The 23,315-nt window shown below is 58.8% G+C and carries 27 protein-coding genes; 17 read left to right on the top strand and 10 right to left on the bottom strand.

Annotated elements, in window-relative coordinates; genetic code table 11:
• Nucleotides 1–5 precede the first annotated feature (5 nt).
• The 3 genes from ACR0LY_RS10055 to ACR0LY_RS10045 form a co-directional block, all read right to left on the bottom strand.
• Entirely contained in the window at nucleotides 6–353 is a 348-nt protein-coding gene (locus tag ACR0LY_RS10055) for an EF-hand domain-containing protein (protein WP_226689088.1), read from the bottom strand.
• A gap of 11 nt (nucleotides 354–364) precedes the next feature.
• Nucleotides 365–610 (bottom strand): glycine zipper 2TM domain-containing protein, encoded by a 246-nt coding sequence (locus ACR0LY_RS10050; protein ID WP_058282649.1) that lies wholly within the window; start codon nucleotides 608–610, stop codon nucleotides 365–367.
• A gap of 103 nt (nucleotides 611–713) precedes the next feature.
• Nucleotides 714–1,199, bottom strand: a complete 486-nt coding sequence (locus ACR0LY_RS10045) for a peroxiredoxin (protein ID WP_170349761.1) — start codon at nucleotides 1,197–1,199, stop codon at nucleotides 714–716.
• Between the two features lie 100 nt (nucleotides 1,200–1,299).
• Between ACR0LY_RS10045 and ACR0LY_RS10040 the strand changes: the two genes are divergently transcribed.
• The 4 genes from ACR0LY_RS10040 to ACR0LY_RS10025 all read left to right on the top strand — a co-directional run bounded on the left by ACR0LY_RS10040 (nucleotide 1,300) and on the right by ACR0LY_RS10025 (nucleotide 3,991).
• Complete coding sequence (locus ACR0LY_RS10040; RefSeq protein ID WP_170349762.1) at nucleotides 1,300–2,511, top strand: NAD(P)/FAD-dependent oxidoreductase; 1,212 nt, start codon at nucleotides 1,300–1,302, stop codon at nucleotides 2,509–2,511.
• Nucleotides 2,508–3,065, top strand: a complete 558-nt coding sequence (gene rsmD / locus ACR0LY_RS10035; RefSeq protein ID WP_170349763.1) for a 16S rRNA (guanine(966)-N(2))-methyltransferase RsmD — start codon at nucleotides 2,508–2,510, stop codon at nucleotides 3,063–3,065. Before ACR0LY_RS10040 ends, rsmD begins: the two co-directional genes overlap by 4 nt.
• A gap of 86 nt (nucleotides 3,066–3,151) precedes the next feature.
• Nucleotides 3,152–3,787 carry an HAD family hydrolase gene (locus tag ACR0LY_RS10030; RefSeq protein WP_170349764.1) on the top strand — a complete coding sequence of 212 codons (636 nt, stop codon included), beginning with the start codon at nucleotides 3,152–3,154 and terminating at the stop codon, nucleotides 3,785–3,787.
• Nucleotides 3,788–3,811: 24 nt separating this feature from the next.
• Entirely contained in the window at nucleotides 3,812–3,991 is a 180-nt protein-coding gene (locus ACR0LY_RS10025) for a hypothetical protein (RefSeq protein WP_170349765.1), read from the top strand.
• Here ACR0LY_RS10025 and map read toward each other — a convergent pair.
• The gene (map, locus tag ACR0LY_RS10020) at nucleotides 3,979–4,791 is read right to left on the bottom strand and encodes a type I methionyl aminopeptidase (protein ID WP_170349766.1); all 813 of its coding nucleotides are present in this window, start codon (nucleotides 4,789–4,791) and stop codon (nucleotides 3,979–3,981) included. The two genes, ACR0LY_RS10025 and map, sit on opposite strands and share 13 nt — an antisense overlap.
• Nucleotides 4,792–4,982: 191 nt before the next feature.
• On the opposite strand from map, the gene ACR0LY_RS10015 reads away from it, so the two are divergent.
• A complete protein-coding gene (locus ACR0LY_RS10015; RefSeq protein WP_170349767.1) occupies nucleotides 4,983–6,671 on the top strand; it encodes a tetratricopeptide repeat-containing sulfotransferase family protein in 1,689 nt (562 codons plus the stop codon).
• 37 nt (nucleotides 6,672–6,708) lie between these two features.
• On the opposite strand, the gene ACR0LY_RS10010 is transcribed toward ACR0LY_RS10015, so the two are convergent.
• Together ACR0LY_RS10010 and sfsA are read right to left on the bottom strand one after the other, a co-directional pair.
• Complete coding sequence (locus tag ACR0LY_RS10010) at nucleotides 6,709–7,851, bottom strand: amidohydrolase (protein WP_254440205.1); 1,143 nt, start codon at nucleotides 7,849–7,851, stop codon at nucleotides 6,709–6,711.
• A 105-nt stretch (nucleotides 7,852–7,956) separates the two neighbouring features.
• Entirely contained in the window at nucleotides 7,957–8,664 is a 708-nt protein-coding gene (gene sfsA / locus ACR0LY_RS10005) for a DNA/RNA nuclease SfsA (RefSeq protein ID WP_170349769.1), read from the bottom strand.
• 52 nt (nucleotides 8,665–8,716) lie between these two features.
• Between sfsA and ACR0LY_RS10000 the strand changes: the two genes are divergently transcribed.
• Genes ACR0LY_RS10000 through ACR0LY_RS09980 form a run of 5 tightly spaced genes read left to right on the top strand, consistent with a single transcriptional unit; the run spans nucleotide 8,717 to nucleotide 12,400 of the window.
• A complete protein-coding gene (locus ACR0LY_RS10000) occupies nucleotides 8,717–9,439 on the top strand; it encodes a competence/damage-inducible protein A (protein WP_170349770.1) in 723 nt (240 codons plus the stop codon).
• Nucleotides 9,436–10,164, top strand: coding sequence for a GNAT family N-acetyltransferase (locus tag ACR0LY_RS09995; RefSeq protein ID WP_170349771.1), 729 nt, complete (start codon nucleotides 9,436–9,438; stop codon nucleotides 10,162–10,164). Before ACR0LY_RS10000 ends, ACR0LY_RS09995 begins: the two co-directional genes overlap by 4 nt.
• On the top strand, nucleotides 10,161–10,733 hold the full coding sequence (locus ACR0LY_RS09990; RefSeq protein ID WP_170349772.1) for a peroxidase-related enzyme: 573 nt from the start codon (nucleotides 10,161–10,163) through the stop codon (nucleotides 10,731–10,733). The genes ACR0LY_RS09995 and ACR0LY_RS09990 overlap by 4 nt, the downstream gene beginning before the upstream one ends.
• A complete protein-coding gene (locus ACR0LY_RS09985; protein ID WP_170349773.1) occupies nucleotides 10,730–11,632 on the top strand; it encodes an OmpA family protein in 903 nt (300 codons plus the stop codon). Before ACR0LY_RS09990 ends, ACR0LY_RS09985 begins: the two co-directional genes overlap by 4 nt.
• Nucleotides 11,633–11,680: 48 nt before the next feature.
• Nucleotides 11,681–12,400 carry an SDR family NAD(P)-dependent oxidoreductase gene (locus tag ACR0LY_RS09980; RefSeq protein WP_170349774.1) on the top strand — a complete coding sequence of 240 codons (720 nt, stop codon included), beginning with the start codon at nucleotides 11,681–11,683 and terminating at the stop codon, nucleotides 12,398–12,400.
• Nucleotides 12,401–12,569: 169 nt separating this feature from the next.
• Here ACR0LY_RS09980 and ACR0LY_RS09975 read toward each other — a convergent pair whose 3' ends face one another.
• A complete protein-coding gene (locus tag ACR0LY_RS09975; RefSeq protein WP_170349775.1) occupies nucleotides 12,570–13,895 on the bottom strand; it encodes a methyltransferase family protein in 1,326 nt (441 codons plus the stop codon).
• A 24-nt stretch (nucleotides 13,896–13,919) separates the two neighbouring features.
• Entirely contained in the window at nucleotides 13,920–14,831 is a 912-nt protein-coding gene (locus ACR0LY_RS09970) for a LysR family transcriptional regulator (RefSeq protein WP_170349776.1), read from the bottom strand.
• Nucleotides 14,832–15,058: 227 nt separating this feature from the next.
• On the opposite strand from ACR0LY_RS09970, the gene ACR0LY_RS09965 reads away from it, so the two are divergent.
• Together ACR0LY_RS09965 and ACR0LY_RS09960 are read left to right on the top strand one after the other, a co-directional pair.
• A complete protein-coding gene (locus ACR0LY_RS09965; protein WP_170349777.1) occupies nucleotides 15,059–15,499 on the top strand; it encodes a DUF4399 domain-containing protein in 441 nt (146 codons plus the stop codon).
• Between the two features lie 78 nt (nucleotides 15,500–15,577).
• On the top strand, nucleotides 15,578–16,186 hold the full coding sequence (locus tag ACR0LY_RS09960) for a LysE family translocator (RefSeq protein WP_170349778.1): 609 nt from the start codon (nucleotides 15,578–15,580) through the stop codon (nucleotides 16,184–16,186).
• A gap of 13 nt (nucleotides 16,187–16,199) precedes the next feature.
• Here ACR0LY_RS09960 and ACR0LY_RS09955 read toward each other — a convergent pair whose 3' ends face one another.
• Nucleotides 16,200–18,227, bottom strand: a complete 2,028-nt coding sequence (locus ACR0LY_RS09955) for an NADPH-dependent 2,4-dienoyl-CoA reductase (RefSeq protein WP_170349779.1) — start codon at nucleotides 18,225–18,227, stop codon at nucleotides 16,200–16,202.
• A 137-nt stretch (nucleotides 18,228–18,364) separates the two neighbouring features.
• Here ACR0LY_RS09955 and ACR0LY_RS09950 point away from each other — a divergent pair, with 137 nt between their 5' ends.
• The 5 genes from ACR0LY_RS09950 (at nucleotide 18,365) to ACR0LY_RS09930 (ending at nucleotide 22,446) form a co-directional block, all read left to right on the top strand.
• Nucleotides 18,365–18,850: an RNA pyrophosphohydrolase gene (locus tag ACR0LY_RS09950; protein ID WP_170349780.1), complete on the top strand. Its 486-nt coding sequence runs from the start codon at nucleotides 18,365–18,367 to the stop codon at nucleotides 18,848–18,850.
• A gap of 6 nt (nucleotides 18,851–18,856) precedes the next feature.
• A complete protein-coding gene (gene sigZ, locus ACR0LY_RS09945; protein ID WP_170349781.1) occupies nucleotides 18,857–19,396 on the top strand; it encodes an RNA polymerase sigma factor SigZ in 540 nt (179 codons plus the stop codon).
• Between the two features lie 64 nt (nucleotides 19,397–19,460).
• The gene (locus tag ACR0LY_RS09940) at nucleotides 19,461–20,171 is read left to right on the top strand and encodes a glutathione S-transferase family protein (RefSeq protein WP_170349782.1); all 711 of its coding nucleotides are present in this window, start codon (nucleotides 19,461–19,463) and stop codon (nucleotides 20,169–20,171) included.
• Nucleotides 20,172–20,242: 71 nt separating this feature from the next.
• Nucleotides 20,243–21,616: a radical SAM protein gene (locus ACR0LY_RS09935; protein ID WP_170349783.1), complete on the top strand. Its 1,374-nt coding sequence runs from the start codon at nucleotides 20,243–20,245 to the stop codon at nucleotides 21,614–21,616.
• Nucleotides 21,613–22,446, top strand: a complete 834-nt coding sequence (locus tag ACR0LY_RS09930; protein ID WP_170349784.1) for a DUF547 domain-containing protein — start codon at nucleotides 21,613–21,615, stop codon at nucleotides 22,444–22,446. Before ACR0LY_RS09935 ends, ACR0LY_RS09930 begins: the two co-directional genes overlap by 4 nt.
• 13 nt (nucleotides 22,447–22,459) lie before the next feature.
• Here ACR0LY_RS09930 and ACR0LY_RS09925 read toward each other — a convergent pair whose 3' ends face one another.
• Nucleotides 22,460–23,311, bottom strand: coding sequence for a glycosyltransferase family 2 protein (locus tag ACR0LY_RS09925; RefSeq protein ID WP_170349785.1), 852 nt, complete (start codon nucleotides 23,309–23,311; stop codon nucleotides 22,460–22,462).
• Between the last annotated feature and the right edge of the window lie 4 nt (nucleotides 23,312–23,315).

Raw genomic sequence — 23,315 nt, 5'->3', positions numbered from 1 at the left:
TGTTGCTAGTCCAGTTGACCGTTGCCGTTCTTATCCGCCGCGTTGAAATCGTCGTTCATCTGCGCGTCGTATTCCGCCCGAGAGATAAAGTCGTCATTATCGCGGTCAACGTCCTGAAACTGTTTTATGTCCAGAAACGGCTTGGCTTCGTCCAATCCCAGCGTGCCGTTCTTGTCGTCATCCATTTCCTGAAAGGCATAATCGGAAAAGGCATCGAACTCATCACGGGACAAGAAGCCGTCATTGTTCTTGTCGATGGCCTTCAGTTCGTTTTCATGCAACTCGCCCACGGTCTCGGCTGTGGCCGCACCGGCCAGTATAAGGGCCGCAGCAATCAAAATTCCACGTGTCATCTCGGCTCTCCTCAGCATGCGTATCTGTTGCCTTCAATCGCGCCTGCGGCTGCGCCTGCCGCAGTCAGGATGGATTTACCTGATCCACCACCGAATTGGTTGCCGATCGCGCCGCCGATCAATGCACCGCCCAGTGATCCGCTGAGACATGCGATTTCATGCTGCCGCGCCGCCTGTTGCTGAGGGGTGGGTGCCGGGCCGCAGGCGGCCAATGCCCCCGCTGTGCCCAGTAATAGAGTGAATACTTTCAGTTTCATCAATGAACTCCCTGATTGTATGCCACAACTATTGGCTGATCAGGGCGTTGCATCAAGTTAAATGCGTTTGCGGCCCCGAGGTGACCCAGGGCCGCGCGCAGGATCAGATCGCGTCCAGCAAAGTTTCGCCTGCCGAAATCTCGCAGGTGCCGGGGCTTTCTTCCAGGTTCAGCGCAGTGACCTTGCCGTCTTCGACCAGCATGGCATAGCGTTTGGAACGGGCATACAGTCCGGCGGGCGGGGCGTCGAATTCCATGCCAATGGCCTTGGTGAATTCGGCTGAGGCATCGCCCAGCATGGTCAGGCCTGCATCGGCCGCGCCTGTGGCCTCGCCCCAGGCTTTCATAACAAACGGGTCGTTTACCGAAACGCAGATGATCTCATCCACGCCATTGGCGGTAAACTGGTCTTTGGTGCGAATGAAGCTGGGCACATGGGCCGAACTGCAGGTCGGCGTGTATGCTCCGGGCACCGCAAAGATCACCACTTTGCGCCCTTTGGTTTTGTCTGAAATCCGCACCTCTTCGGGGCCGTCTGCGCCCAGTTGCGTCAGTGTGGCGTCGGGCAGTGTCTCACCTGTTGAAATCATTTTTTAAGCTCCTGTCGTTTGGATTTGCAGAGTCGGGCTCAGCCGCAATATAGGTGGTCGAGTGGATGAGACCACGGGAATTCGACGCGGTGGGAGGAACATGAGCCATATTGTCGTCATCGGTGCCGGGCAGGCGGGGTCGTCGCTTGTTGCCAGGCTGCGCAAAGACGGGTTCGAAGGGGACGTCACTCTGATCGGGGCCGAGCCGCATCTGCCTTATCAGCGCCCGCCGCTGTCCAAGGCTTATCTGCTGGGTGAAATGGAGCTGGAGCGCCTGTTCCTGCGGCCCGAAAGTTTCTATGCCGAGAACAATATTACCCTACGTTTGGGTCAACGCGTGACGGCGATTGATCCGCAGGCCAAAACCGTGACCGTAGGGGATGAGGTCATCGCATATGACGAACTGGCCCTGACCACCGGGTCGGACCCGCGCTACCTGCCTGCCGCGATTGGCGGTGATCTTGAAGGTGTCCACGTAGTACGCGATCTGGCCCATATCGACGAGATGGAGCCCCGCGTGAAAGACGGCGCGCGCGCCCTGATCGTGGGCGGCGGCTATATCGGGCTTGAGGCCGCGGCAGTCTGCGCCAAGCGCGGGGTCAAGGTGACTTTGGTCGAGATGGCCGACCGCATCCTGCAACGGGTGGCCGCGCCCGAGACCAGCGATTACTTCCGCGCATTGCACAGTGAATATGGCGCCGATATCCGCGAAGGTGTCGGGCTGGATCGTCTGGTGGGCGACAACGGCAAGGTGGTTGGTGCGGTTCTGACCGACGGCACCGAGATCGAGGTCGATTTTGTTGTTGTCGGTGTCGGCATCGTCCCATCTACTCAACTGGCCGAGATCGCAGGGCTTGAGTTGGAGAACGGCATTAAGACCGATGCGCATGGTCGAACCTCTGATCCGGCGATCTGGGCGGCGGGCGACTGCGCGTCCTTCCCACATGGCGATGCCCGTATTCGTCTGGAAAGCGTGCCGAACGCGATTGATCAGGCCGAGATCGTAGCCCAAAACATGCTGGGCGCAGCCAAGGACTATGTGGCGACACCGTGGTTCTGGTCGGATCAGTATGACGTCAAACTGCAGATCGCGGGCCTGAACACCGGCTATGACCGCGTGGTGACCCGTCAGGGTGACGGTCAGACCGTGTCCTTCTGGTACTACAACGGCGATCAGCTGATCGCCGTTGACGCGATGAATGATCCTCGCGCTTATATGGTTGGCAAGCGTCTGATTGAGGCGGGCAAAACCGCTGATCCGGCCGTGGTCGCCGACCCGGACGCGGATCTGAAACCGCTGCTCAAGGCGTGAGGATCATCGCCGGAGAGTTCCGGGGCCGGGCCTTGGCGTCGGTCGGCAAAGGGGATGCGGGCGCTCATTTGCGCCCCACCACCGACCGGGTGCGCGAAAGCCTGTTCAACGTGTTGGGTCATCAAATCGACTTTGACGGGCTGCGCGTTCTGGACCTGTTTGCCGGAACCGGCGCGCTGGGGCTTGAGGCGCTGTCGCGTGGCGCTGCACAGGTGACCTTTGTGGATGACGGGCGGGTGGCGCAGGGGCTGATCCGCAAGAATATCGACCTGACCCGCAGCGCCGATCGCACAACCTTGATCCGCCGGGACGCCACGCGGCTGGGCGAAAATTCAGGCGCGCCCTATGATCTGATCTTTCTGGATCCGCCTTATGGAAAATCCATGGGGCAAAAGGCCATCGCTGCCCTGTCCCATGGCTGGATCGCCGACGACGCGCTGATCGTGTGGGAGGAAAACAGCCCCATGGCAGCGCCGCAGGGGTTCGACCTGCAGGACAGCCGGAAATACGGTGACACGCATATCTCGTTGATGTGGCGAAATGTTTCAGGCTGAAACCCTGCGGGCAAGGTTCTGCTGACACCCGGTTTGCACCTGCGCGCACGGTTGGTTAGGCACAGTGCAAAACAACGAGGGCAGGCATGCACGATCTGGTCATTTTCGATTGCGACGGTGTTCTTGTGGACAGTGAACCGCTGTCCAATCAGGTGCTGGTCGACAATCTTGGACGGTATGGGTTGAACTTGACGCTGGAAGACAGTGTTGCGTTCTTTCTTGGGGGTACAATGACCGGAGTGCGCGACAAGGCCAGCGCGCTGGGTGCAAACCTGCCCGATGATTGGGTCGATGAGGTTTATGCAGAAACCTATGATCGTTTGCGGCAGGGCGTGGAACTGGTTTCCGGTATTCCGGAACTGCTGACCGCGCTGGATGCTAAGGGCATCCCCTTCTGTGTGGCGTCAAATGGAAGTCCCGACAAAATGCAGATCACTCTGGGCCAGAACGGTTTGTGGGAGCGTTTTAGCGGCGCAATGTACTCCGCCCATGTCTTGGGAACCGCCAAGCCTGATCCGGTCATGTTCCAGACGGCCGCCGATCAATTCGGGGCCACCGCACCAGTGGTGATCGAAGACAGCCAGAACGGCGTAATGGCAGCCAAACGCGCGGGCATGCGCTGTCTGGCCTACGCGCCGCATGGGCAGGGCGAGAAGCTGGCGGAACTTGGGGCCGAAGTCTTTACCGATATGGCCGAGGTCCCGACGCTTTTGGGAATCTGACCCGGACGTGCTAGCATTCGGGGCATGGACCGTACCTTAAATCCCCCGATCTGGACCCTTTCAAAGGATACGGAATCGACTACCGGCCCCGAACGCAATCCCATGCGCGCACCGGTATTCATCCACGACGCAGTGACGCCGTGGCGGGATGAGACATTGCTGCTGAAGCTATTGCGAGATCAGGCCGTCAATCAGGACGAATAGGTTGGGTGAAACTTGTTGCCCGGTGACAGGGTAAAGATTTCAACCCCATCTGCCGTGACACCCACCGAATGTTCGAACTGCGCCGACAGTGACTTGTCACGGGTCACGGCGGTCCAGTCATCGGCCAGCGTTTTGGTCTCGGGGCGGCCCAGATTGACCATCGGCTCGATGGTGAAGAACATGCCTTCTTCCAGCTTCGCTCCGGTCCCCGGACGGCCATAGTGCAGCACGTTGGGCGGGGCGTGGAACACACGACCCAACCCGTGGCCACAGAAATCGCGGACAACGCTCATCCGGTGCGCCTCGACATAAGCCTGAATCGCGTGGCCGATATCGCCGAAGGTGTTGCCCGGCTTGACCATCTCAATGCCTTTGAACAGCGCATCATGGGTCACCTGAATCAGACGCTCTGCCTTGCGGGGCAGTTTACCGGCCACGAACATGCGCGAAGTATCGCCGAACCAGCCGTCAACGATGACGGTAACGTCGATATTCAGGATGTCGCCATCCTTCAGGCGCTTGTCGCCTGGGATGCCGTGGCAGACCACATGATTCACGCTGATACAGCTTGCGTGCTGATAGCCCTTGTAGCCTATGGTGGCCGACGTTGCGCCTGCATCCTCGACCATCTGAGTGATCAGGCGGTCGATCTCACCGGTTGTTTGGCCGGGAAAGACATGATCCGCAATATCGTCGAGTATCCGCGCCGCCAGTGCCCCTGCCGCGTGCATGCCGGCAAAGTCACCCTGTTCATAGATGCGGATGCCATCCTTGGTCAGACGGCCACGATGTTCTTTCATGGATGCGAGGCTCCAAATGTTTCGCGCAGCACTCCTTTTACGCTGCTTGTGCAGAAAGTACCAGAGGGCGTTGGGTCGTAATGTCAAGTCCGCGCCCGGTCTGGTACCTGATCGCATATAGACCCTCAGGTAATTTTCAACTAGCACAAAGCAAGGCTGCGCGGGTGCGCGAAACAGGAGAAGGCGTGCAAATGCAAAGAAAAGCAGACCAGTTGAGGGCCGAGATCACCAATATCAGCGCGCTTCTCCAGGCTGGTCGGCTGGATCAGGCCTTTAAACGCGCCACCAAGGCGGCCAAGAAATGGCCTAAGGCTGCGGCGTTGCCCCGAATTGCCGGTCTGTGCGCAATTCAGCAGCAGAACTTCAAGCAGGCCCAGATTTATTTTGAACGCGCTTGGCGGCTGGACCCCGGCAATGCCGAACTGATCCAGAACTATGGCCTGAGCTTGATTCAAGGCGGCGAACCGGCTGCTGCCTTGAAGTTTCTGGAAAAAATCAGCGCACGTGGTCCTCTCAGCCCGGCGCAGCTGTTCATTCAGGCGTTGGCCCTGCTGCAAGAGCAAGAAGCGGAAATGGCCCTTGTAGCCATCGAACAAGTCCTGAAGCGCGAACCCGCCAATGTGAATGCGCAAATTCTGAAGGCGGACATTCTGGACGCGTTGCAGCAATGGGATAGTGCTGTAGACATGTTGAATACGCTGGTTCGAAAAAACCCGCGGTTTCTTCCCGGCCTGTTGCGTCTTGCCAGATCTCAGTTGGGTTTGGGCCAGCTTGGCGAGGTGTTAAAGAACCTACGCACAGCCCTGGTGCAAGCGCCTGGTCACCCCGAGGCGCTTGAGATGATGGCGGGGTTGCCCAACCTGACCTTCGAGGATGCCGCAACGCTGAAGACGCAGATCGCAGCTGCGCTGGAGCGCGGCGTGCCAAACCCTAAGGATGCTGTGATGGTATGCTTTGCTGCGGCCAGCCTGGCACGCCGCGAAAAGAACACACCGCTTGAAATGCAGCACCTGTCTGAGGCTCATTTGATGCAGCGTGCGGGGTTTGACTCTTGGGAAGAACGCAGCGTGCAGGAATGCGATAAACGGCTGGCTGCGCCATTGCCCGCTGCCCAGCCCAAACCATCCAAGGGCAGTACCCGGCCGATTTTTGTGGTTGGTCTACCCCGGTCGGGCACCACGCTGGTCGAGCGTATTCTGGGCCGTCACTCTGCTGTTCAGGGTTTGGGTGAGCTGGCATCAGTACACCAATGGGCCAGACAGGCCGAAGCGCAACCACCCGAATGGCGCGAGGCTCATAATCTGGCCGATTTCTACACGGGTAAGCTGCCTTCGTTGACAAATGGCGCAGTGGCTTTTGTGGACAAAGCACCGGGCAACTACGCTTTTTTGGGTGAGATTGCGCAAGCTTTCCCCAATGCCGTGATTTTTAACGTGCTGCGAGACCCGCGCGATGTCGCGCTGTCCATGTGGCGCGCGAATTTTGGCGCGGGCGGGTTGTATTTCACCCATGACCTGGACTGGATGGCGGCCGAGGCCAACCGGTATCAGCGCTATATGCGGCACTGGCACAAGGTACTGCCCGGGCGCATTCACGACGTTCGGTACGAGACGTTGGTAGGCAATCTGGAAGAAACCGCAAAAGAACTGGCTCAGATTTGCGATCTGTCCTTTGAGGACGCGATGCTGTCACCGGACAAGTCCCCGAACGCGATTAAGACGGCCAGTAACCTACAGGCGCGCAAGCCGGTCAATGCCGCCTCGGTCGGGGGCTGGCAGGCGGTGACAGATGAGTTCGAGCCGTTTGTGAACGGACTGGATGCCGAGTTGTGGGCAGAGTTTCTGGATGCGCCGGGCGATGCTGAGGAACAGCAAGCCTGAAACCGGTTGCGCCCTTATCCATTGTGGCCGCTTCGGTTCAATCCCTTGCGGGCAAACGATCGCGCGCAAGCGCAGTCCAGAAATCGACCCCCAAGAGCAGCAATTCATCATTGAAATCGTAATCGCTGGAGTGCAGCGGTTGCCCATGCGGTCCGGTTTCGCCATTTCCCATCAGCAGAAAACAGCCCGGAACGGCCGCGCTGAAATGAGCGAAATCTTCGGAAAAGCTCATGGGTTGGCGGTCGGGGATGGTGTCGGCGCCGATGAATCGTGCGGTCCGAACAACGGCCTGTGTGGGTTCCTCGGCATTAATTGTTTCGATGAATTCCGTGTTGAACATGACATCGACCGAGACCCCGTGCGCGATGGCCACACCGCGTGCGATTTCGCGCATCAGGCCCTCGATGGTGATGCGGTCTTCGGGGCTGCGGGCGCGTACGTCGCCTTTCAAAGTCGCATGTCCCGGCAGAACATTGCGTTGCCCATCGGTCAGAAACTCGGTTACTGACACCACTGCCCCGGCACCGGGGGCAAGTTTACGCGATACGATGGTCTGCAATGCCTGCACCATGTCCGCGCCAATGGTTATCGCATCGCGCCCTGCTTGCGGCATCGAGGCATGACCCCCCTGACCGGTGATTGCAATCTCGAACAGGCTTTCTGAGGAACAGATCAACCCGGTCCGCGTCGATATCTGCCCGACAGGGGCACCGGGAAGGTTGTGAATGGCATAGATCTCGTCCACCGGAAACTGTTCCAGAATCCCTTCATCAATCATCGCCCGCGCGCCGAGCCCATGTTCTTCATTGGGCTGGAACAAAAAAACTATGGTGCCATCGAAACCGGGATCAGCAGCCAGTTCTTGCGCGGCGCCAAGCAACATGGTCATGTGGCCGTCATGCCCACAGGCATGCATCACGCCGTCGGTCTCCGAGGGGTAATCGTGCTGGCTGGTCTCATGAATCGGCAGGGCATCCATATCAGCGCGCAGCCCGATGGCCCGGTTGCCTGTACCCGCTTTCAACACCCCCACGACGCCGACGCCCTCGTGAACGTCCAATCCGAGATCGCGCAGAAATTCCGCTACTTTGGCCTTGGTACGTGTCTCATCGAACCCAAGTTCCGGAAAGCGGTGAAAATCTTGCCGCAAGGCAACTAGCTTTTCTTGATTGGACTCCAAGTGCGTTCCCCTGACTGGTTGGTAAATCGTTGGTACGGGTGACCCGGGCATAGTCAAACGCGCGGACCGGGAAATGGCAACGGGCGCAACAGATAAAATCCGGCCTTATCCGGGTTGCGCCCGAATCCTTTCGCCGACCGTGATTTCGGTGGGTGCAATGCGCGTGCCGTAAATCAGCCACTCGACCCCTTGCCCCTGCGCGATCTCGAACGCGGCCGCGTAGGCTGTGTCGATATCCGCGGCCAGCGCGAACCGGTCGCAATCGGTGCGCTGCACCAGATACAGCATGATCGCGCGGTGCCCCTGCGCCGCCATCGCCGCCAATTCACCCAGATGCTTGGCGCCGCGGGCGGTGACACTGTCCGGGAATTCGGCCAGTCCCGGTTGGCGAGACAGGGTGACGCTTTTGACCTCGACATAGGCATCTGGCAGGCCCGGTTGGGTCAATAAAAAGTCGATGCGGCTGTTTTCGCCGTATTTCACCTCGGGGCGGACGGTCCTATAGGCAGCAAGTTCCGGAATCTCACCAGCTTCCAGTGTCGCGCGCAGGGCTTTGTTGGGAACCGAGGTGTCGACCCCGGTAAAGTGTCCATTTTCATGATCGACCAAACGCCAGCCGTATTTCAGTTTCTTCTTCGGGTCGTCGTTGGGCTCCAGCCAGATTTTCTCGCCCGGCTCCGCCAGACCCATCATTGAGCCCGGATTGGCGCAGTGTGCGGTCACCTCGCGCCCGTCCTCCAACGTGCAATCGGCCAGGAAGCGTTTGTAGCGTCGGATCAGGCGGGCGGGGACAAGGGGGGTTTCAAATTTCATGCCTCAGGGCCTATACCTGCCCCAAAGGTCGATCAAGAGGGAGGCACGCGCCATGGCCAATCCAACCGCTGCAATGCTGGTGATCGGGGATGAAATCCTTTCAGGCCGCACCCGAGATGCGAATATGCATTACCTCGCCGGTGAACTGACCAAACATGGCATCGATCTGAAAGAGGTGCGCATTGTCAGCGACGACGCATCCGCCATTGAAACGGCGGTCAAGGCGTTGTCGGAAGCCTATGACAATGTCTTTACCAGCGGTGGGATCGGCCCGACCCATGACGATATCACCGCCGACAGCATTGCCCGTGCGTTCGACACGCCTATCGACGTGCGCGAGGATGCGCGCGCTTTGTTGCAGGCCCGCTATGACAAATCCGGGCAGGAGTTGAATGCGGCCCGCCTGCGTATGGCGCGCATTCCGGACGGGGCGGCGCTGATCGACAATCCGGTTTCGACCGCGCCGGGGTTCACCATTCAGAACGTGCATGTGATGGCCGGGGTGCCCTCGGTGTTTCAGGCGATGGTTGCCAGCGTGTTGCCCGGCCTGACCGGTGGCAGCCCGTTGTTGTCGCAAACCCTGCGCGTGGAACGTGGTGAGGGTGATATCGCGGGACCGCTGTCCGCCTTAGCTGAAGATTTCTCGGACCTGTCCATCGGCAGCTACCCGTACCAGATCAACGGCGTGTTTGGGGCGAACGTGGTTGTGCGCGGCACAGACGGGGCACGGATCGACGCGGCTGTCACCCGGTTGGCGAAAGAGCTTGATCTGTGAGCGTCAACTGGCCCGACATCGTTGACGGCACCTGGCCCGCTGCGGGCTATGAACGGCTGGGGCCGTTTCAGCTGCGACAAGGGCAGGGCGGCGGATCGCGGGTGTCAGCGGCCAGTGCACTGGGCCCGGTGACCGAAGCTGATATCAGCGCCGCCGAGGCTGCAATGCAGGCAATGGGGCAAAAGCGCCTGTTCTGTCTGCGTCCGGGGGATGAGGCATTGGATGCTCAGCTTGCCGCGTGCGGGTATGAGGTTCTGGATCCGGTTAACATCTATGCCTGCCCAACTGATCACCTGACCGATACACCGATCCCGCGCGTGATGGTCTTTCCAACACCGGAACCCCTTGCGATCATGCGCGAGATTTGGGCCCATGGGGGGATTGGTCCGGCACGTGTTGCGGTGATGGAGCGGGCGAAGGGCCCGAAAACCGGGCTACTGCTGCGCCGCGACGATCAGCCCGCCGGTACTGTATTTGTCGCGATTCAAGACGGTGTTGCAATGGTTCACGCGCTTGAGGTTCTGCCGCAGCACCGGCGACACGGGTTGGGTGCCTGGGCGATGCGCGCGGCAGCCTTTTGGGCACAGGAAAACGGTGCCGAAAAACTCAGCGTGATCTGCACCAAGGCGAATGCTGCGGCCAACGGGCTTTATCACGCACTTGGGATGGAGATTGTCGGCGAATACCACTACCGTCAGCTTGTCCAAGGAGAGAGCCTGACGTGACCGACCAGAATATGCCCACCGCGCTGAATTTGCCGATGGTGGACCCGCTGCCGCCCGAGACGCAGAAATACTTTGATATCTGTGTGGAAAAGCTGGGCTTTGTACCGAATGTGCTGCGGGCCTATGCGTTTGATATCGACAAGCTGAACGCATTTACGGCGACGTATAACGATCTGATGCTGGGCGACAGTGGGCTGAGCAAGCTGGAACGGGAAATGATCGCCGTGGTCGTGTCGGCGATCAACAAGTGCTTTTACTGCCTTGTGGCCCATGGCGCAGCGGTGCGGCAATTGTCGGGCGATCCACAATTGGGTGAGATGCTGGTGATGAACTACCGTGTGGCGCCACTGGACCTGCGACAGCGCGCGCTGCTGGATTTCGCCGCCAAAATGACGACTTCCAGCGCCGAGATCGAAGAGCCCGATCGCCAACACCTACGGGATGTCGGGCTGACAGACCGGGATATCTGGGACCTTGCCAATGTCACCGGATTTTTCAACATGTCGAACCGGGTTGCCAGTGCTACGGCCATGGCCCCGAACGACGAATATCACGCGCAGGCCCGATGACCCGAATTGCCTTTCTGATCCTGGTGTTGCTGGCCGGACCGCTTGCCGCGCAAGACCTGACCCTGCCTAGCGGCGCACGTCAACTCAGCGACCGTGTCAGCCCCTTGGACAGTTACGATCTGCCAACTGGCCCCTTTGCCGATGGCAGCCTGCCCGTGCGCCACGTCGAAGGGCAGATTGAGCGCATCACATGGCGTGTGCAATCGGGCTCTAGCACCACGTTGCAATTGTTGGCGCCATTGCGTGAACAGATCATCGCGCAGGGCTATGAGGTTTTGTTCGAATGCGAGGCTCGGAACTGCGGCGGGTTCGATTTCCGCTTCGGGACCGAGGTGGTGCCGACCCCCGACATGTATGTCTCGATCCAGGATTATCGCTTCTTGGCTGCCACGCGCGGGGATGAGGTGCTGAGCCTGCTGGTCAGCCGCAACCCGCCCAGCGGCTATGTGCAGATGATCCGTGTCACCCCGGTTGGTGTCGCTGCTCCGCCGCCGCTGGTGATTGAGGAAACGGTCAGTGGTTCAGACGGCCTGCTGAGCGAATTGGCCCAGAACGGGCATGTGATTCTGGACGACCTGCATTTCCGTACCGGTGAGATCACGCTGGGTGACGGGCTCTTTGCCTCTCTGGATTTGATTGCCGGGTATTTGGCCGACAATCCGGGTACGCGGCTGGCGTTGGTGGGCCACACAGATGATACCGGCGCGCTGGATGCTAATATCTCGGTTAGCACGGGTCGGGCGCAAGCGGTGCGAACCCGCCTGATCGAGGCGCATGGGGTTGCCGCCGACCGGCTTGAGGCGCGGGGGATTGGGTATCTGGCGCCGTTGACGTCAAACGCGACCGCCGAAGGGCGCGACCTGAATCGCCGGGTTGAGGCCGTATTGCTGGTCAATTGATCGCACCGACTTAGGTCAGTGAGAGGTCCAAGAGTGAAGGAGCCCGCCATGGCCGATCAGACACAAACCCCTCAGGCATTGATCATCGGCGCGGGGGCAGGCCTGTCGGCCTCATTCGCGCGGGCCTTGGCTCGGGATGGATATGCGCTGCACTTGACCGCGCGCGATATCGCGAAACTGGAACCACTGGCTGCCGAAACGGGTGCGACGCTTCATCAGCTGGACGGTACGGATGCCACGGGCGTAGCGGCGTTGGTCGCCGATCTGCCGGGTGAATTGCGTGTGGCCTGTTACAACCCCTCGGCCCGGCAGCGTGGTCCCATCACCGATCTGGACCCCGAAACGGTACGCAAGGCAGTTGAAGTAACGGCCCACGGGGCCTTTTTGTTAGGGCAGGCCGCTGCCCGCCGCATGCTGGACCAGCCGATGCGGGACAACCGGCGCGGAACGATTCTGTTCACCGGTGCCTCGGCTGGGGTCAAAGGCTTTCCGCTGTCCGCACCCTTTGCCATGGGCAAATTTGCACAACGCGGATTGGCGCAATCCATGGCGCGCGAGTTGCACCCCAAAGGCATCCACGTGGCGTGGGTCAATATCGACGGTGGCATCCGCAATGCGTCCCGTCCGGAACGGGTTGAGGCTACGGACAACCCCGACAGCATGTTGGACCCGGACGCCATCGCGCGGGAATACATGCATTTGGTACATCAGGACCGATCCGCCTGGAGTAACGAGCTGACCTTGCGTCCTTGGGTCGAGCGTTTCTAAAAGACAATCAAGAAAAAAAGACCCGCACTGATGCGCGGGCCGTCGAGGTTCACCGGGGGAGATCTTTCCTGTTACTTGCACTATCACTGGCAAAAGAGACGATTTGTCGACAAAACGAAGACGATCTGTGGTTGTTCTTCGACTAATCGCCTTCGGTTGGCTCTGACCGTCAGGGTTTCTGACTGCGACGTTGATTTCGCAAGCGCGCAATCAGGCCATATTCCGCGATCCAGTCAGCATAGACGTGATAGTCTTCGTCGGTCATAAGATGCTTTTCTTCCGTCTTGGCGCGCGCGTAATACAGTGCATTCACCCCCAACAACAAAATGCAGCTTTGAAGGGCGGCCGCTGGTCCGACGGCCGAAAGAAATGGCATGTAAAGCATCCACCACATGATGTTTTTGGACAGATAGGCAGGATGCTTGGAATAACGAAACGGCCCGGTCGTGATAATCCCGCGATGGGTCAGGTTTGAAAAACGAAGCCCGAACGCAGCGGTTGCCCAGGCATAGATTATGGCAAGCAACAGAATTACGCCGCCCCAAACAATCAAAAGCACAGGCTGATCCGACAGCCAATCCGTCCATGATTGCGTGCCTGCGCGATAGTCGAGCGGGCCGCCAGTGGTCATCAACGCGAAGGGGGGATAACACACCAGCGCAGCGACCCAGGCAGACAGATACGGGTTCGCAGTTCTAATATGTGAATCGAGAACCCGGAACGTGCAGACATAGCCAATCGACCCGATGCACACATCCACAAGAAAGGAAACCTGGATCAAGAGCAGGATGAGCGACACCGGATCGGCAAAAAAGCTCTCTAGATCCGCGTTGGTCACGAAACTGACGATCTGCGGTAGGATGGTGATCATGAAGGCCAGGAAAAACCCTTTGACCAGCCATGTCCTGCAATGGTCTTTGATCTTTTCAGAATCCACGACGGAAAGCTGCAGGGTGATCAGCTTACCAAAGTGCCAAAGTTCGTCGCGCGGCTCGACCATGTGGCGGGTGGTGAAGGCAATATAAGCTGGGGACAGAATCCAAATTATAGGAAACCACGCAAGGGTCAGTGCGCGAACCAGCTCGTATTTCGACGAGTCGTAGGTCGGAATGATCTGGTAGGCCATGGCGATGACGAAAAAGGTCGCCCCAAGGCCCAGGGTCTTTGTTACCGTGATTGAGACAACATCTGAAGAGTGCCTCCTCAGCCCATAATCCAATCCTGTTGAGGCGCGCAAATGGGCCCTGTCCAGCAGGATAGACGACACAATCATCGGAAGCGCGGCACCCGCCAACAACAACTGAATGGACTGCAACAACGATGTGTCGAAATAGACGGCTGCCAATGTTGCTGCAAAAAGGCCGACTACGCCAATCAGGCCAGTGATTTCGCTTACGGCTGAAACCGGGGGCGTTTTTGACCCTGTTGACGATGCAGGACGTGCGTCGCCATCGGCGTGCTCGGTGCTATTCTCGGTCTGAATAGCTGTATTCATTTGTTCAGCCTGTTGAGCATCGGGTCAGTCCACCCAATCCATCAGGCCTTTTTCCGCAAAGGACTGAACCAGGAAATCGATGAACGCGCGTACTTTGGGCTGCGTGAAGCGGCCGGGTGGATAGACGGCATAGATACCCTGCACCTCATCGGGCAATGACGGCATCGCATCCAGTACCTCGCCGGATTTCAGCGCTTCGGCATACAGGTAGCTGGGCAGATATGCGATCCCCAGCCCCGAGATCGCCGCGTTCAACAGCGACTGGCCGTCATTCACGCTGAGCCAACCGGCGGTGCGCACTTGTCTTTTTTCACCTGACGGTGCCGTCAACCTCCAGACATTGCCCGAGGATTGGCTCGAGTAATGCAGCAGCTTGTGTTCATTCAGATCGTCGATTTTCTGCGGACGACCGAATTTCTCGATATAGCTGGGCGCGGCCACCATCCGTTTCACGGTTTCGGTCAGTTTACGTGCGCGCAGGGTGCTGTCCTCAAGCTCACCAATGCGTACGGCGACGTCGAAGCCTTCGGAAATCAATTCCACGTAACGGTTGTTCAGAACCATATTCACGGTGATATCCGGGTACGCGGCCAAAAAGTCCGACAGCACCGGCGACAGATGGTTCACCCCAAAATCCGTCGCCACGCTGATTCGCAGCAGGCCAGAAGGTGCCGATTGCATTGAGGTGACCAGCGCATCCGCTTCGCCCGCGTCATTCAGTACGCGGCGCGCGCGGTCGTAATAGGCCAGCCCGATCTCGGTCGGGGATACCCGACGCGTGGTACGGTTCAGCAATCGTGCGCCCAGCCGTGCCTCTAGGCTTGATACATGCTTTGATACTGCAGATTTGGAAATACCCATCTTCTTGGCCGCATCGGTGAACCCACCCTGATCCACCACATTGGCAAAGGCTTCCATTTCGGTCAGTCGGTCCATACTCGTTCCCCGGCGTTTTGTCTCTGCCTGACTTTGGCGCCCAATCTGGGCGGAAACGGGGCAGACATGGGATAATATCAGGGATTTAATTGCTATCGTTTGCAGATGGGAAACGCGGAAACAATAGTTTCCAAGGTGACTACACCCCAAAAAAGACAAAGGGTTTAGGGGCATTGGCGCGAATATGCTAAGATGAGAATGGCAAATTTGTGACCACGGAGGAGATCATGAAAGCCTTTTTCGCCCTTGCTGCCCTGTGCCTGTCCGCAACCCTTGCGTTGGCCGGTGGAGAAACGCCATCCAACCCCGAAGCAAAGGTTTATTTCGTCAATCTGGCGGACGGGGATACCGTCAAGTCCCCCGTGACGGTGGTCTTTGGTCTTAGCGGCATGGGCGTGGCCCCGGCTGGGACCGAGAAGGAAAACACCGGTCACCATCATTTGCTGATTGACCGCCCACCGCTAGGTGAGGGCGAAGACGGCGCGGATGAGCTGGCCTATGGTTTGCCCGCAGACGACAATCACCTGCATTTTGGTGGCGGTCAGACCGAAGTGGCGCTGGACCTTGCCCCCGGTGAACACACGCTGCAACTGGTGTTGGGCGATGCAGGCCACGTGCCGCATGCAACGCCAATTGTGTCCGAGGTGATTACGATTACGGTGGAGTAGTCACCAGAACTGCCAGCGAAAACGGTTTACATTAATTTGATTGTCGGAAACTCTGCCTCGGAACAAGTTGGAGGCGGCATGTCGCTTGAGTTTTTTCTGACATCCTTAATTGTGGTGCTATTGCCGGGGACCGGTGTGATATACACGCTGGCCGTTGGTCTTGGGCGCGGTTTTCGCGCCAGCCTTGCGGCCGCAGTTGGATGTACAATTGGAATCGTTCCGGCAGCGCTTGCCAGTATCATCGGGCTTGCCGCGCTTTTGCATACCAGCGCGCTGGCGTTTCAGCTCATCAAGTATCTGGGTGTCCTTTATCTGTTTTATATGGCTTGGGGGATTCTCAAAGATGGCGGCGCATTGGAGGTCAATGCCGAGAAATCCTCGGTAAGCCACGTCAAAATCGCGGTGACCGGAACTTTGATCAATGTTCTGAACCCCAAACTATCCTTGTTCTTTCTGGCCTTCCTGCCACAGTTCTTACCGGCAGGTACGGCGAACGCAGGGCTGGAACTGATCAAGCTCGCCCTTGCCTTCATGGCACTGACCTTTGTGGTCTTTGTTGGATACGGAGCCTGCGCGGCGCTGGCGCGGGATTATGTCATTCACCGACCATCCGTCATGACCTGGATCAAGCGGTGTTTCTCAACCGCGTTTGGTGCGCTGGGCGTCAAGCTCGCGCTTTCCGAGTAACCTTTGTACGAACTCAGAGGCTAGCCGCCAACCGTGTGCCCTGATTGATCGCCCGCTTGGCGTCCAGCTCTGCCGCTACATCCGCGCCACCAATCACGTGCGGGGTGATGCCGCGATCGATCAGCGCGTTGGCAAGGCAGCGTTCAGACACCTGACCAGAACACAGAACAATCGTATCCGCTGGGATGACAGTCGGATCAGCGCGTTCTTCGCCAAAGGTTACATGCAGGCCGTCCTCGTCGATGCGTTCATAGTTCACGCCGCCTACGAAATTGACGTTTTTCATCTTTAGCGTTGCGCGGTGAATCCATCCCGTAGTTTTGCCCAGCCCTTTGCCGTGTGCCTGCTTCTTGCGCTGCAACAGGGTGATCTGCCGCTTGGGAGCCTCGGGCTGCGGGCCTTCGGGGGCCAGGCCCGAGCGGTGATCCTCGGGGTCGGTCACACCCCATTCCTTCATCCAGACGGGCAAGTCGGTTGTGGGGCTATGTCCGTCTTCAATCAGGAATTCGGACACATCAAAACCAATGCCGCCTGCGCCGATCACGGCGACGGACGCGCCGACCTCGGCCTTGTTGCGCAGCACGTCGATATAGCTGAGGACGTTGTCCCGATCCTGTCCCGGTATCTGCGGATCGCGAGGGGTAACACCGGTGGCGATGATCACTTCGTCAAAACCGGTCAGGTCATCGGCACTAATCTCGCGGTTCAGTTCCACTTTCACACCCAGATCAGCCATCATGGTGCGGTACCAGTCGACCAGGCCCCAGAACTCTTCTTTACCCGGTACCTGTTTGGCCATGTTCAGCTGACCGCCAATTTCACTGGCGCGGTCGAACAGGGTGACCTCATGGCCGCGCTGGGCGGCGGTCATGGCGGTGGATAGACCAGCCGGGCCAGCACCGACAATAGCCACTGTCTTGACCGTATCTGCCTTGGCAATCTCCAACTCGGTCTCGTGGCAGGCGCGCGGGTTAACCAGGCATGAGGTCAGCTTGCCGCTGAACGTGTGATCCAGGCAGGCCTGGTTGCAGGCGATACAGGGCGCGATCTTGGCGCTGTCCCCGGCAATCGCTTTGTTCACGAAATCCGCATCCGCCAGCATTGGGCGGGCCATTGAGACCATATCGGCGCAGCCTGTCGCCAAAACCTCTTCGGCCACTTCCGGTGTATTGATCCGGTTTGAGGTGATCACGGGGATCGAGACCTTGCCCATCAGCTTTTTGGTCACCCACGCAAAGGCGGCGCGGGGAACACTGGTCGCAATCGTCGGAATCCGTGCTTCGTGCCAACCGATGCCGGTGTTGATGATCGTCGCACCGGCCTGTTCTACCCGCCGCGCCAATTCCACCACCTCATCATGGGTCGAGCCGTTGGGGATCAGGTCAATCATCGACAGGCGGTAGATGATGATGAAGTCCGTTCCCACCGCCTCGCGCGTGCGGCGTACGACTTCGATGGGCAGGCGCATCCGGTTCTCATACGACCCGCCCCAACGATCGGTGCGCTTGTTGGTGTGGGTTACAAGGAACTGATTCAGGAAATACCCTTCAGAGCCCATGATCTCGACCCCGTCATAGCCTGCCTTCTGGGCCAATCGGGCAGCGTTGACGATATCGCTGATCTGTTTCTCGATGCCGTCTTCGTCCAACTCGTTTGGCGGAAACGGCGAGATCGGAGACTTCACAGGGCTGGGGGCTACACATTTCGGGCCATAGGCATAGCGGCCCGCGTGCAGGATCTGCATCGCGATCTTGCCGCCTGCTTCGTGTACCCGCTGCGTCACGATGGAATGGTTCGCCACTTCTTTGTCGTTGGTCATCATTGACGCGCCCGGCAGGACCGAGCCTTCAAGGTTCGGGCCAATCCCGCCCGTCACCATCAGTGCTACGCCACCCCGCGCACGGTCGGCATAGAACTCGGCCACGCGGTTCCAATCGCCGGTTTCCTCAAGCCCTGTATGCATCGAACCCATCAGCACGCGATTCTTCAACGTAGTAAAACCCAGATCCAGCGGGGCCAGCATGTTTGGGTACGCAGTCATGGCGAAACTCTCCCTCACGAATTTGCAACCTAAATTGACGCGCGCGTAAACTTTGTCACGCGAAACCTAACGTCACCCCCTTTGCGGACCTCGCGGCGCTTGTTAGAGGTTGCCTGAACATCCCCATGAGGCCACGCATGACCCCCGAAGAAATCGCCAAACTTCCCTATCGCCCCTGCGTCGGGTTGATGCTGATGAATGCCGACGGCAAGATTTTTGTCGGCCAGCGTAATGACCGCCATAAGGACGCGTGGCAGATGCCGCAGGGTGGGGTGGACAAGGGTGAGGACCCCCGCGATGCTGCCTTGCGTGAGCTATGGGAAGAAACAGGCGTGACCGCTGATCTGGTCAAGGTGGTGGCCGAGACCGATGGCTGGCTGGCTTATGACCTGCCGCATGAGATCGTGCCCAATATCTGGAAGGGCCGCTTTCGCGGGCAGGAACAGAAATGGTTCCTGCTGCGCTTTACCGGCAGCGACGATCAGATCAACATCGCAACGGATCACCCGGAATTCACCCGCTGGAAATGGCAAGACCCCGGCAAGCTGATCGCGGAAATCGTGCCCTTCAAGCGTGAGGTCTATGAGCAGGTGGTGGACGCGTTCGCCGATTACCTGTCATAAACCAGCATGCAGATCGAAGATATTTGGCCGAAATATCGCGCTCGTCTAAAGGCGTTTTTGCATTCGCGCGTGTCCAATACGGCGGATGTGGATGACCTGCTGCAAGAGATTTCGGTCAAGGTCTTCACCGGCCTGCCTGATTTGAAAGATCCGGCCAAGCTGCAGCCGTGGCTGTTTCAGACGGCGGATCGCACTATCATTGACCACTATCGCAAAGCGGGCCGTGCGCAGGCGCATCCGGATGACCTGTGGTATCATCGCGATGATCCCGAAACCCGTCAGGATCTTGAAGGCTGTGTCGAACCCTTCATTCGGGGTCTGCCCGCCGAGACCGCAGATATGTTGATGGCCATAGACATCAATGGCATGTCACAACGCGATTATGCACAGGCGCATGGGCTGTCCTATTCGACCCTCAAGTCACGCGTTCAAAAAGGTCGGTCCGAGCTGCGCAAGGCGTTTGAAGACTGCTGCAATATTTCGATGGATGTGCGGGGAAACATCTCGGACGTGCAGGAAAAATCCACCAATTGCAGAAAATGTTGATCTGATCGTCGTCTTTTTGGCGTGGGCTTCGTCCGACAGGTGAAGCAACCAAAAGGAAAGACCAATGATCCGTATTATCAGCTTTAAAATCTGCCCCTTCGTTCAGCGCGTCACGGCGCTGCTTGAAGCCAAGCAGGTGCCTTATCAAATTGACTTCATCAGCCTTAGCGACAAGCCTGATTGGTTTCTTGAGCTGTCGCCCACAGGCCAGGTGCCGGTGCTGGTGACCGAAGGCGGCACGCCGCTGTTCGAGTCAGACGCAATCGCTGAATATCTTGATGAAGTCGCTGCCCTGCTGCAACCCGATCTGACGCCCGAACAGCGCGCCTTGAACCGAGCGTGGAGCTATCAGGCCAGCAAACACTATCTGGTTCAGTGCAGCACCATGCAAAGTGCGGACAGCGCGGTATTTGGTGAACGCGTGACCAAATTGAACGCCGCCTTTGCCAAGGCGGAAAAACAACTGGGCGATGGTCCGTTCTTTGCAGGGGAAACGCTGGGCAATGTGGATATGGCATGGCTGCCCTTGTTGCACCGCGCTGCGATTGTCGCCGATCACAGTGGGCACGACATGCTGGCCGATTATCCCAAGGTGAAAGCGTGGCAGCAGGCCCTACAGGCCACGGGCATTCCGCAGAAATCCGTGTCCGACGACTTTCACGACCGCTTCACCGGTTTCTATCTGGCCGAACGCACCTGGCTGGGTCGGGGTGCGAATGTGAACGAGGCTCCGTCTGCGACCGAAGTGAAACAATCCGGTGGCTGCTGCGGCTGATCGTTCACCGGCCCGCACGTTGGCGTGAGAGGGCGTGGTCGCTTGTCCGAGCCCTCTCTAGCTTGGTGCGTATGAAAGACACCGCGCATCCCCAGCCCGCCATTGCCCCCGCCGGACGCAAGTTCGCAGGTACCGACCGTCGTGCCCCCTTGCGTGGTGGTTTGCTAAGTTGCGGTGAATTTGGCGCGGGACAGACAGCGGGGCGGTTTTACCCCATCGCCTGCGTCGCGCTTGAGGTCACCCAGCACTGCAATCTGGATTGCACGCTATGCTACCTCTCGGACCGGGCCGAGATGACCTTTGACCCACCGCTTTCGGTTCTGTTTGCACGGCTCGCCACGATCCGCAGCCACTATGGCACAGGTGTCTCGGTACAACTGACGGGCGGTGATCCGACCCTGCGCAAAGTCGAGGATCTTGAGACCCTGTGCCGCGAGATCCGCCGTCTGGGCATGCGGTCCTGCCTGATGACCAACGGTATCCGCGCCAGCCGGGCTTTTCTGACGCGGCTGGCAGCGGCAGGGTTGGATGATGTCGCCTTTCACGTCGACCTGACCCAGGAACGAAAAGGGTTCAGCACCGAGGTCGAACTGAACACCGTGCGCCGCGCCTACATCCGCCGCGCGCGCGGGTTGGGGTTGCGTATCCTGTTCAATACCACCGTGTTTGGCGGCAATTTCGGCGAGATACCGAAATTGGCCCGGTTTCTGCGTGACCGCCCGGAGGTTACCTTTGTGTCGTTCCAGATGCAGGCCGATACCGGGCGCGGTGTTATGCGCGTGCGGCCCGATGCGATCACGCAGGACAGTGTGACGCGCGCGATCGAAGCAGGCTACGGCACGCCGCTGCATTTCGACACTGCTGCCGTTGGGCATTCCAAATGCAATCGTTATGCCAGTGTGGTCACCGCCGGAGGGCGCGCGGTCTCGTTGCTGTCGAACCGGCGGCTGGTGCATCGGGTGATCGCCGCGCTTGAGGGCGTTGACGATAAGCAGGACGCGCATATCCGCATCCGCCCCAAACTGCGGCGCATGATCCGGCGGCACCCGCTTCTGGCCTTGCGGGCGCTTGGTCATCTGGCGTTAAGCGTGGTGCGTCTGGGATCAGGGCTGCTGCGCGGCCCGGTGCGGCGGCAGGCCGTGTTCATCCATAACTTCATGGCGGCGGATGCGCTTGAGGAGGATCGCTGCGCCTCATGCGTGTTCATGGTCGCGACGGCCAACGGACCGCTGTCGATGTGTGTACACAATGCGCAGCGCGATATGCATCTGGCCAGCCCGGACCGGATCGAAGGCCCGACCGGCCCAAGCTGGTGGAACGCCGCCGTGCCGCGTCTGTCTGGTGGGCCGGATCTGCCCGAGCTTGGCGACCCCTCGCTTGCCCCGCTGAAGCGGCTCAAGGGTCAGATGCGGGCCCTGCGCCAGATTCGGAAGGACGCGTCATGAGATACCTGCTGATCCTGCTGCTGTCCTTGCTGGCCGCCTGCGCCAGTGTTGAGCGTTTGGCGCTGCCCGCGCCTGAGACCTTGCCGGGGCAGACCTTGACAAGCTACGCGCCACTGCCCGGACAACGGGTTGATCACGGTGATTGGACGGCTTTCCTGTCCCGTTATGTCGCGCCGGATGCGCAAGGTGTAAATCGGCTGCCTTATGGGCAGGTGACGCAGGCCGACCGAGCGCGGCTGGATGGTTATCTGACCGATTTGCAAGCCGTGGATCCGAGGCAACTGACTCGCGATCAGCAGCTGGCCTATTGGATCAATCTCTATAATGCAGTGACGGTGGATGTGGTTCTTGAAAACTATCCCGTCGCCTCGATCCGCGACATCAAAGACGGGCCGCTGTCGATCGGCCCCTGGAACCGGCCTCTGGTTGAGGTGGCGGGGCAGACGCTGACCCTGAACGATATCGAGCATCGCATCATCCGACCCACATATGATGAGCCCCGCATCCACTATGCGTTGAACTGCGCGGCCGTGGGTTGTCCCAATCTGAAGAGCCGCGCTTGGCAGGCCGGGACCTTGGAGCAGGACTTTGCCGCGGCCGAGCGTGCCTATGTCAATGATCCGCGCGGGGTGCGGTTCAATGATCACGGAAGGCCTGTCCTGTCAAAAATCTACATCTGGTTCCGCGAAGATTTTGGACCAAATGAACAGGCCGTGCTGTCCTATATTCGAACGGCCGCCGATCCCGACTTGCGGGCCCGATTGCAGCAAACACAGCGGGTCAGGGCGTATGATTACGATTGGCGGCTGAACGACGCGGCCGGTTCATAGCACGATCTTCCGATCACACCTGGCCGAGAATACCCTGCGGGAGTTCCACGACGCGGTTCATGTCGGGTGTCGCAACAGGCACAAGGATACCGCGCCGATACCAGGCTGGTCTGTGGCGATTGCTTTGAACGTTCCGGACGTGACTTAGATGAGCATCGCTATCATCGACCTGACCCAAAGCAATGTGGTCAAGAATAATCCGTTCCCACTTGTCCAGATTCTTCCACGAGCGCGGCGCGTTCTTCATCATGATTTTTCGATCACGATGGGCCTGATGCACGGCGTTCGAACACATCCGCATGTGCAGCAGATACAGCCCTTCAGGCATGTTTACAGTGTAGGAAGATGACCCTCGAGGGTTTATGTGAACCCCATGGTTTTCCAGCCGCATGCCATTTCGTACCGCAAACGCCTTGGAATACCTCGCAAGAACCAGACCATAGCGCCGCTGGGTGGTGATAGGGTCTGGCGCCAGTTCCTTTTCGCTTTCGTGTTGGAAAACCTCAAGGCCGAGGGCAAAGGCGAACGGAACCTCCTGACGCTGCAGGATCTCGGGCACGGTTCCATATGCCCTGTCCGCGACAATGAACTCATCCGAATCCGTGCGAATGACCCATTCATAGGAACTGGACAGGAATTGAACGAAGCGATGCAGCATTTCGAACCGCCACGTGTCGAAATTCGCAACGGGCTCCCTTGGGACAGTGATGCAGTTGCACCCTTGGGCAATCTCACGGTGCCGTGGGTCGGCACCATGAGAGACGATAAAAAGGTTTTCGCGGCCCAGCATGTCGCCGTAATAATCGCACCAGCGCGCCAGCATTTCATAGTCGCGGTACACCATCGTCAGCGCAGCTATTTTCATGCGA

The organism is Ruegeria sp. BC5 (assembly GCF_056539205.1).
This window is presented reverse-complemented; position numbering and strand designations above follow the sequence as displayed.